7 protein-coding genes are annotated in these 8,774 nt (G+C 60.9%); 2 read left to right on the forward strand and 5 right to left on the reverse strand.

What is annotated here, in order from left to right; all coding sequences use genetic code 11:
- Positions 1-3 precede the first annotated feature (3 nt).
- Genes OES25_03805 through OES25_03815 form a run of 3 tightly spaced genes read right to left on the reverse strand, consistent with a single transcriptional unit; the run spans position 4 to position 3,945 of the window.
- Positions 4-1,080, reverse strand: a complete 1,077-nt coding sequence (locus OES25_03805) for an efflux RND transporter periplasmic adaptor subunit (protein MDH3626762.1) — start codon at positions 1,078-1,080, stop codon at positions 4-6.
- Entirely contained in the window at positions 1,077-3,371 is a 2,295-nt protein-coding gene (locus OES25_03810) for a TolC family protein (GenBank protein MDH3626763.1), read from the reverse strand. Before OES25_03810 ends, OES25_03805 begins: the two co-directional genes overlap by 4 nt.
- A 58-nt stretch (positions 3,372-3,429) precedes the next feature.
- On the reverse strand, positions 3,430-3,945 hold the full coding sequence (locus OES25_03815; GenBank protein ID MDH3626764.1) for a DUF4136 domain-containing protein: 516 nt from the start codon (positions 3,943-3,945) through the stop codon (positions 3,430-3,432).
- 93 nt (positions 3,946-4,038) lie between these two features.
- Between OES25_03815 and OES25_03820 the strand changes: the two genes are divergently transcribed.
- Positions 4,039-4,428 carry a hypothetical protein gene (locus OES25_03820; GenBank protein ID MDH3626765.1) on the forward strand — a complete coding sequence of 130 codons (390 nt, stop codon included), beginning with the start codon at positions 4,039-4,041 and terminating at the stop codon, positions 4,426-4,428.
- A complete protein-coding gene (locus OES25_03825; protein ID MDH3626766.1) occupies positions 4,428-6,725 on the forward strand; it encodes a tetratricopeptide repeat protein in 2,298 nt (765 codons plus the stop codon). The genes OES25_03820 and OES25_03825 overlap by 1 nt, the downstream gene beginning before the upstream one ends.
- 136 nt (positions 6,726-6,861) lie before the next feature.
- Here the strand turns inward: OES25_03825 and OES25_03830 are convergent, their stop codons facing one another.
- Together OES25_03830 and OES25_03835 are read right to left on the reverse strand one after the other, a co-directional pair.
- Positions 6,862-8,316: an NADH-quinone oxidoreductase subunit N gene (locus OES25_03830; GenBank protein MDH3626767.1), complete on the reverse strand. Its 1,455-nt coding sequence runs from the start codon at positions 8,314-8,316 to the stop codon at positions 6,862-6,864.
- A gap of 7 nt (positions 8,317-8,323) precedes the next feature.
- Positions 8,324-8,774 (reverse strand): hypothetical protein (locus tag OES25_03835; GenBank protein ID MDH3626768.1); only part of this gene is annotated, 451 nt, incomplete at its 5' end.

Consider the following 8,774-nt stretch of genomic DNA (forward strand, 5'->3'; position numbering starts at 1 on the left):
GGCTCAGTTTTCCAATTTCCGGATGGTCATTCCTTCGCGAAGTCTACTGACGGCGCTGATCGCGATCGTCTCTCCGGCGCCGAGGCCGTCGGTCAATTCAATCTGATCCGAACCGACAAGGTCGCCGGTCGTCACGTCTCGCCTGCTCACCGTCATCGCATCCGAATCCACGACCCACACGAAGGCGGACCCTGCGTCGCCCGCCGCCACCGCGACGGCGGGAACGATGATCGGTGCATCATCTCCCTCGGAGACCGGGACCCGACCGATGACCTCTGCGGTCATGCCGGGAAGAATGTTGACGCCATCCGGTTGCGGCATGACCAACGTTGCCTGATAGGTTTGCGTAAGCGGGTCGGCCTGCGTCGCCATCTCGGTCAGTTCCAGCGGAAATTCCTGCCCCGGCGCGGCATCGAATTTGGCGAACGCCTTGGCGTTCTCCGTTCGTTGCGTGCGGAGCCGCGCAATAATCGACTCGGGAAGATCAACCTGGATCTCGATCGTATCGATCCCAACCAGACTCAGAACCGGCTGCTTGGCCTGAACGTCCTGGAAGTTCTCGATGAATTTTTCCCCGACATGGGCGGCGAACGGTGCGCGGAGCCGAGTATCACTCAAATCGGCGCGGGCGTCATCAAGTGTCGCGCGTGTCACATCTCGGGAGGCACGAGCCTGATCCAATTGCGCCTTGGACGCGGCATCCTTTTCGTAGAGCGCAGCCAGGCGTTCGATGTCGGCCTCGGCTTTGTCGTATGTCGCCTGCGCGCTGTTCACCTTGATGCGGAAATCTCTGGGGTCGATCTTCGCCACGACCTGCCCCTTCGAGACCTTCTCACCTTCCTGAACCGGAAGCTCGATGAGGGGACCACCGACACGAAACGCAAGATCCACTTGCTCACCGGCGGCCACGCGACCGGGAAAGCTGACCTCACTGCCGCCGGTCATGCCACCGACTGTCAGGAGCTTGACCTGGCGGGCAACCTCCGGTTGTGCCGGAAGCTCCTCCCCGCCACCGCAGCCCGCAAGTAAGAATAGTGTGACAACTGAGATCACGATAACTGCGAACCTGACAGATTTCATGGCTGTTCCTCGGCGATGATGGATAGTATTCGGTCGGCGAGGGCATCTCGCTCCTCGGTTGTATGGTCGCTCTCAAACCAGGCTATCGCGCGCTGCAACTCGACGAGATCGCCCATGAATTCATAAATGGCCGAACTTGAAAACTGCTCCGCCGACAACTTCTGGTTCTGGGCATCCAGAAGATCCGTCACGTTGACGGTTCCCTCCGAATACTGTTCACGGACAAGTTCAAGACTCTCGCCCGCCGTCCGAGCGGACTGCAGCCCGAACTTGATTCGCGGGAACGAACTTTCACAGCGACGGATCGCCGTGCGGGTGCGTTGTTCGATCATCTCCTTGAGCAACGTCTGTCGAAGACTGAGAGTCTTCTCGTCGGACTTCGCACGCCCAAGATCTGCCTTCCTGCGCCCGCCTTCGAAGATTGAGTAGGCCGCATTGATGCTGACCGAGTAGTTATCGTCCTCCGGGAATAGAACTCCCTGGGGCGAGTTGAGCTGCTCGGAATAGGAAGCCTCCGCGAAGAATCTCGGCAATACATAGCTGCGCTCAATTTGATTCACCTGAATCCTCTGAGCGTCGATCGTTCGATCGAAGGAGGTCAACTCCGGAGAATTAGCGACGGCGATCTCGACGATCACGCTACGCACGCGATCGATGAGCGAGAAGTCATCAAATATTGGAGCGAGTCTTCCGTCGAAGACCGGAAACAGATCCGGATCGATATTTGGCGGCTCCGGCGTCCAACGGCTGTCGAGAGAGACGCCCAGGACTTGATTGAGGGCGATACGAGAGGCCTCCACCGTTTCGACCGCCCGAAACAAAGCGGTACGGCGCTCTGCGAGCACCGACTCGAGACGCAGGACCTCTTCGCGACCGGAGAACCCGACCTCCCGTCGCAATCGGGCCATTTCCAGGTTGTCCTCGGTCAATCGCAGATCGCCCGCGACGATCCTGTTCTGCGCCTGCGCCAGGGCCAGCGCGTAAAACGCCTGGCCGGCGTCGGCCAGTACGTCGAGACGCTCGCTCTCACGATCCAATCGGGCGCTCTTCTCGATCTGAGTGGACGACCGGTACGAACTCCACACGCCGTCATCGTAGATCTGCTGACGCAGTGCAAGCGAACCGAATGCGCCCTGTTCACTGTCGGTGACATCGGTATCTGCGTGTGTGTAGTTGAGATTCGCGGAGAGTTGGGGCAAGAGTCCGCTCCTGGCGCGGTCCTGGTCTATTGCGAACCCTTCTACGGCGGAGTCCGCAACCCGCAGTGAGCGACTGCCCTCTTGAACCATGGCGAACAGTTGCTCGAAGCTGAGAGGACTGGAATCGCTCTGGAGCTCCTCGGGATGGACGAACTCTGCGAAAATCCGCGTGTCGCGACCCGGGGAATATCCGATCTGGGCGGCAGTACGCGCGTTGACTCGCAGTCGCGTGTCGACGGATAACAAGACGGGGAGTTCCACCGCGGGTCGTCCTCGCAGCAGCCGGCCCAGGTTCAATGCAACTCGACGAACAAGCTGACCCTCGATCTCAGGGGTGACGCCCGCAAGAGCACCAAGCTCGACGTCAGAATGTCCAAGCATGCTGAAGGTCGGTACCTTCCGTTGGTTGAGCGCCTCGATCAACGTGCGGCGTTGGTCGACGGTGAATCGCTGGAGTCGTGTCAGATAGACAGCGCTCGCCCCCCGTAACTTCTCCACCGACGCAGGGTCGTCGGGTTCGATCGGGACGACCACGATCTTGATCCCCAGTTGGCTCTGGTATCGCTCCAGGCCTGCGCGAAGTTCATCCTGGTTGATCAGATCCTCGGGGGTGACGGCGACATGCAGCGTGTCGAATCGCACCAACTCGCGGAATGCCTCGATATCGGCGCCGGAGCGCTGCGGAATGACGACGAAATTCAGATTTGGCTTGAGCGATTCGCCTTCGTCGGAATAGGGCAACTTGAAGACGTCTGCGCGTTGGGCGAAGGTGCTGATGACGGGTTTATCCAACGCCCCTTCGGATCGGGCTGCGGCGAAAGTCACCAGGGATCCGATGGCCAGTACGAGATCGACGTCTCGATCGTCAAAAGCTGCCTGAAGCGCCTCGCGTGCGGCAGCGTAATCCCAGCCCGCGTCAAATGCCGGGTCACTCTTGAAACGAACCGTCGTTCCGTGGGGCGTGTGATTCGTCAGCTCCTGCTCCACGAGCGCGGCGAGATGATCCTGAGGGCCGGGACCGTCTCGGACGATGGCGATGGTGACCTCGGCGGCCGACGCGAGGGACACCGCGGTGATCAACCCGAGAATCACGACAATTCGAGTCGTAGTGGATAGACGCCCTGATTGATTCACGATGGATTCCTCTCGGCTATCGCGCTGACAGTTCGCGAATCAGCTTCGCAACAATTTTGTCGATCTTGTTTTCGTTTGCATCCACGCTCTGCTTGACCTTGCCGGCCGCCACTCCCCGCCAGACGACGCGCTGCGACTTTCGATCGACAAGATCGATCACGAGAGACGCAGACCGGATTTCGTAAGGGTCCACCGATCTCACGCCGGTGATGAACTCCCAGTAGGATTCATCCGACAGTTGATCGAGGGTCTGGACATCGGGAAGGACGTGGGTCACCACGATCAGGTCGGAGTTCTCCTCGACTTCGCGGAGACCGTAAGTCTGGAGATCCCTGCGCAGCGCGGATTCAATACGCGTCTGGGCTGAAACTCGGCGCGCAGGAGTGCCTGCCTTCACAGAGTAGGTAGACGATTGAGAGAGATCGAATGCGGGGTCGGATTCCACGGCGAAGCCGCCGCCCGACAACACCGACCCGAAGCCCAGTGTCAGACTCAGTAGAATCCAATAAGCGCGAGGTAGAGTGGGGGACATTCGGCGCGCATTGTCCCATTTTCGCGCCGGTCTATCCAGAGGCCCGCGTCTCCAACTTGCATGTCATCGACGACGCAGATAGCATCGCGATTCATGAGTATTTCCAGACTTTTGGCCGTCGTCGCGGGAATAAGCCTCGTCCTGCTCGTGAACTGCCACAAGGCGCCGATCCTGCTTAGCCAGGCGATCGTGCGGAATGCATCCAGTCAACCAATCTCAAACGTACAGGTCCAGCACGAGCCGACCGGAGGCGTCGGGCGGGTCAACAGGATCCTCCCCGAGGCGGAGCTCGATCTTGGTTTTGTTCGACAGCCGATGAAGGCAAAATGGGCGATCGTCAGTTGGAAGATCTCGACGGGCGAGACCCGCCAGGCCCGGGTGGACCTGCCGCGGAGAACAGGTGCGACTGACGGCCAGACGTTCTCGCTGATCTATACGATCGACGCCGGCGGATCCGTGTCGGCTCGCCTGATACCGGGGTGATGCCTCATCACAAACAGACGTTGGTCACGCTTTGCAGCCTTGCAATCGCGATCACGCTCGTCGGATGCAGGACTGAATCGCCCCACTCGATCAAAGAGCAAACCGTCCAACCCGCAGAGTACGTCGGACGCACCTCTTGCGTCTCGTGCCACAAGATCGAGGCCTCCCTCTGGGAAGGATCGCAACACGATCTCGCGATGCAGACCGCGACGAATGAGACGGTTCTCGGCGACTTCGATCGGTCGACCTTCGAATACGCTGGCGTCATCACGACATTCTTCCGCGAGAACGAACGGTTCATGGTCCAGACCGACGGACCGGACGGCCAGTTGCAGGACTTTGAGATCACGTACACCTTCGGCATCGATCCGTTGCAGCAATACCTGATCGAGTTCCCCGACGGGCGATTGCAAGCGCTGAACGTCTGCTGGGATACGCGTCCGGTCGATGAGGGTGGGCAACGATGGTTTCATCTGTATCCGGACGATGCCGTCGACCACACGGACACGCATCACTGGACAGGCCCTCTGCAGAACTGGAACTACATGTGTTCCGAGTGTCACTCGACTCACGTGAAGAAGAATTTCAGCGCCGACGACGATCGCTACGAAACGACCTGGTCGGAGATCGATGTCTCCTGTGAGGCCTGCCACGGACCGGGATCGAATCACAACGCCTGGGCGTCGAATGGCATGGACGAGTCGGACACCGGCATGGGGCTCGTCGTCACTCTGGCCGATTCCGACGGGGGACGATGGAGTTTCGACGACGGCGCGGACACGGCCCATCGCGATCCGTTGCGAACGTCCGACGTGCAACTGGATACCTGCGCCCGCTGCCATTCACGACGCACCCAGCTCACCGACGACTACAGGCATGGACGCCCGTTCGGCGACAGTCACCGTCTTGCCGCTCTTGATGAAGGTCTGTATCACGCCGACGGCCAGATCCTCGACGAGGTCTATGTCTACGGCTCGTTCCTGCAGAGCAAGATGCACGCAAGCGGTGTGACGTGTGGCGATTGTCACGACCCGCACACGGCGAAGCTGCGTCTTGAAGGCGACGCGACCTGTGGTGTCTGCCACCGCCAGGACAAATTCGACTCTCCGGATCACCACTTCCACGAGGAGGGATCTGCGGGGGCGTCCTGTGTCGAGTGTCACATGCGTTCCAGAAACTACATGGTCGTCGATCCGCGACGAGATCACAGCTTCAGGATCCCGCGTCCCGACCTCTCGATGAAGATCGGTACACCGAACGCGTGCACCGACTGCCACGTGGGCCGCGACGCCGCCTGGGCCGACGCGGCCCTCGATCGATGGTTCGGCTCCGACCGTGATACAGCAACTCACTACGGCGAGGCGATCCACGCCGGGCGGACATGGCAATCCGATGCCGGCCGACAGTTGACTGCCGTCATCGAGAACCTTGACACCCCCGCGATCGTGCGGGCGACGGCACTGAATCTGGTAAGAGCGTTCCCATCCCCCCGGTTGGCTCACTCCATTGAGGCGTCCATCGCCCACGACGATCCACTGGTCCGGCGGGAAGCCGCGGCAGCGATGGAAAGTCTCGATGCGTCTCAACGCGCCACAATGGGATTGCCGATACTCGACGATCCGGTGCGGATGGTCAGGATCGAGGCTGCCCGTGTGCTTGCGTTGTTGGCGAGAGACGATCTCACACCCGACCAACTTTCGATCCTCGATCGCGGACTTGAAGGTTACGTCGCCGTTCAGAGATTCAACGCGGATCGTTCCGAGGGCCAACTAAACCTTGGTTGGGCCGCCTCGATGAAGGGGCAGACTGCGGAGGCGGAGCAGGCTTATCGGACCGCCTTGCGCATCACGCCGACGTTTTCTCCTGCCGCCATCAACCTCGCGGATCTCTATCGCGTGCTGGGTCGGGATGCTGAGGGTGCCGCGCTGCTGGAGACGGCACTACGCCGTGCGTCGGATGACGGCCACTTGCACCACGCCCTGGGGCTGACCCGAGTGCGGCAGAAGCGGTACAACGAGGCGCTCGAGTTGCTGGAACGTGCCGTCGCCCTCTCTCCAGACCGGCCACGGTATGCCTACGTGTTCGGCGTTGCGTTGCACTCGATGGGCGACACATCGCGGGCGCTCGCTGTTCTGAAGCAGGCGCACGAGCGATACCCGGGACACGTCGACCTTCTTTACGCACTTGCTACGACGAGTCGGGACTCGGGAGATGTCGAGTCCACACGCCAGTATGCGAGACGTCTTCTCGAACTGGCCCCCGGCCATCCTGGTGCGACCGCGCTTCTGGTTCCGTGAGGCACAGCCCGGTTCACGGCTCCAAGAAAAAGCTTGTGAAAGGTCCGCGAGGGGGTGTCTACCCCTGATACGAGGACAAACACACACAAACTTACCTTCCCCAAAGGCACGGACGGCGATTCTGCCGTCCGTTTTTTTAGAGGAGCGAGCCTGCCAGGGTCTGGATCAGCTCCAGGATCGGCCCCGGGGCCAGACCCAGATAGAGCAGACCGACCACCGCGATCACCATCACCGCGGCACTACCCGGCGCCACCGGCAGCGGCATCTCATCGTCGGCCGGCTGTCTGAAGTACATGCTGACCATGACGTTCAGGTAGTAGTAGGCGGCGATGGCGGCGTTGAGCACACCGACGACGGCCAGGAGATATTGCTCGGACGCGATGGCCGCCTGGAAGATGACATACTTGCCGAGGAAGCCACCGGTCGGCGGGATGCCTGCCAGCGACAGCAGGAACAGCGTCATCGCCACACCCAGCAGCGGTCGCTTCCAGCCGAGACCCGCCCACTCGTGCAGCGTGTAGCCACGTTCGCCATCGGCGTCGCCGCGACCCACCGCGGCCAGGACCGCGAACGCTCCGACGGTCACAACGGAGTAACCGATCAGATAGAACAGGATCGCGCTGACACCCATCTCCGGACGACAGACCACCGCGATCAACAGATAGCCGGCGTGGGAGATCGAGGAGAACGCCAACAGCCGCTTGAGGTTGGTCTGGGCCAGCGCCACCAGGTTGCCGACGGTCATGGTGAAGATCGCCAGCCACTTGATCAGCGGCTGCCAGAGCCCGTCGACGTCGCCGAACGAACCGATCAACAGGCGCAGCAGCACCGCGAACGCCACGGTCTTGGTCGCCGCGGCCATGAAGCCGGTGACGTTGGTCGGGGCGCCGGTGTAGACATCGGGCACCCACTGATGGAACGGGACGATGGCGATCTTGAACGCGAGACCGACGAGGACCAGTCCCAGTCCCGCCCACAGCATGGCCGTCGGCTGGGCACTTGCGGCGTGACCGATGCGACCGAGATCCAGCGAGCCCGTGGCCCCGTAGAGCAGTGCCATGCCATAGACGATGAAGCCCGACGAGAAGGCGCCCAGAAGGAAATACTTCAGCGCGGCCTCGATACTACGGACACGACCGCGGGTGAGGCCGGTCAACACGTAGAGCGCCAGCGAGAAGATCTCCAGGCCGATCAGGATGATCATCATGTGGGTGGTCATCAGCATGATCAGCATGCCTGCAAGACAGAACATCAGCAGCGCGTAGAACTCGCCGTGGTCAATCCCCTCCCTTTCGATGAACGAGATGGAGGTCAATACGGTCAACAGCCCGGTCAGAAGGACAAGAAACGCGACGAACATGCCGAAACCATCGACACGGACCGCCTCGAAGGCCGTCGTCATCGGCCCGTCCATCAACCAGCGATCCCAGAGACGGACCAACGAGAAGCCGGAGAACAGGATGCCGGCCACGGCGGGGAAGATGGCGGCGCGGCTGTTGCCACGGAAGGTGGAAGCCAGCAACATCGCCAGCAGACCAAAGGCCGCCAACGAGAGCACCGGAAGGATCAGATGATAGTCGAAGTCGCCCATCGCTCGATCAACTCCCCGAGATCAGGTAGGTCAGAATGATGACGACACCGAACAGCACCATCAACGCGTAGTTGCGTACGAAGCCGGTCTGGAACAGCTTGATCAACTGCCCGGCGACCTCGGTCACGATGCCGGACAGGTTGACGATACCGTCGATGATCCAGCGATCGAATCCACGGAAGAAGCGACTGACGGCGTAGAACGGCCGCAAGATGATCAGCTCGTAGAACTCGTCGACCCAGTAAAGGTTGCGGAGCAGGGTGTAGATCGGACCGAATCTCTCGGCGTTCTTCTGTGCCGCGCCGCTGCTCTTGTAGATACGGACCGCGACAAGGATGCCGACGATCGATGCGGTCAACGCGATACCGATCAGCGCCCACTCCATCCCGACCGATGCGTGATGGGCCGCAGCCTCGGCGCCGTGACCCCCGCCATGGCTTCCAGGCTTAACGATGGAC

The sequence above is a fragment of the Acidobacteriota bacterium genome, assembly GCA_029861955.1.
Classification (GTDB): domain Bacteria; phylum Acidobacteriota; class Polarisedimenticolia; order Polarisedimenticolales; family Polarisedimenticolaceae; genus JAOTYK01.

Bases quoted from the DNA above. Each gene is read 5' to 3' on its own strand.
- OES25_03825 (MDH3626766.1), top strand. From the start codon at position 4,428: ATGCCTCATCACAAACAGACGTTGGTCACGCTTTGCAGCCTTGCAATC.
- OES25_03805 (MDH3626762.1), bottom strand. From the start codon at position 1,080: ATGAAATCTGTCAGGTTCGCAGTTATCGTGATCTCAGTTGTCACACTA.
- OES25_03820 (MDH3626765.1), top strand. From the start codon at position 4,039: ATGAGTATTTCCAGACTTTTGGCCGTCGTCGCGGGAATAAGCCTCGTC.
- OES25_03815 (MDH3626764.1), bottom strand. From the start codon at position 3,945: ATGTCCCCCACTCTACCTCGCGCTTATTGGATTCTACTGAGTCTGACA.
- OES25_03830 (MDH3626767.1), bottom strand. From the start codon at position 8,316: ATGGGCGACTTCGACTATCATCTGATCCTTCCGGTGCTCTCGTTGGCG.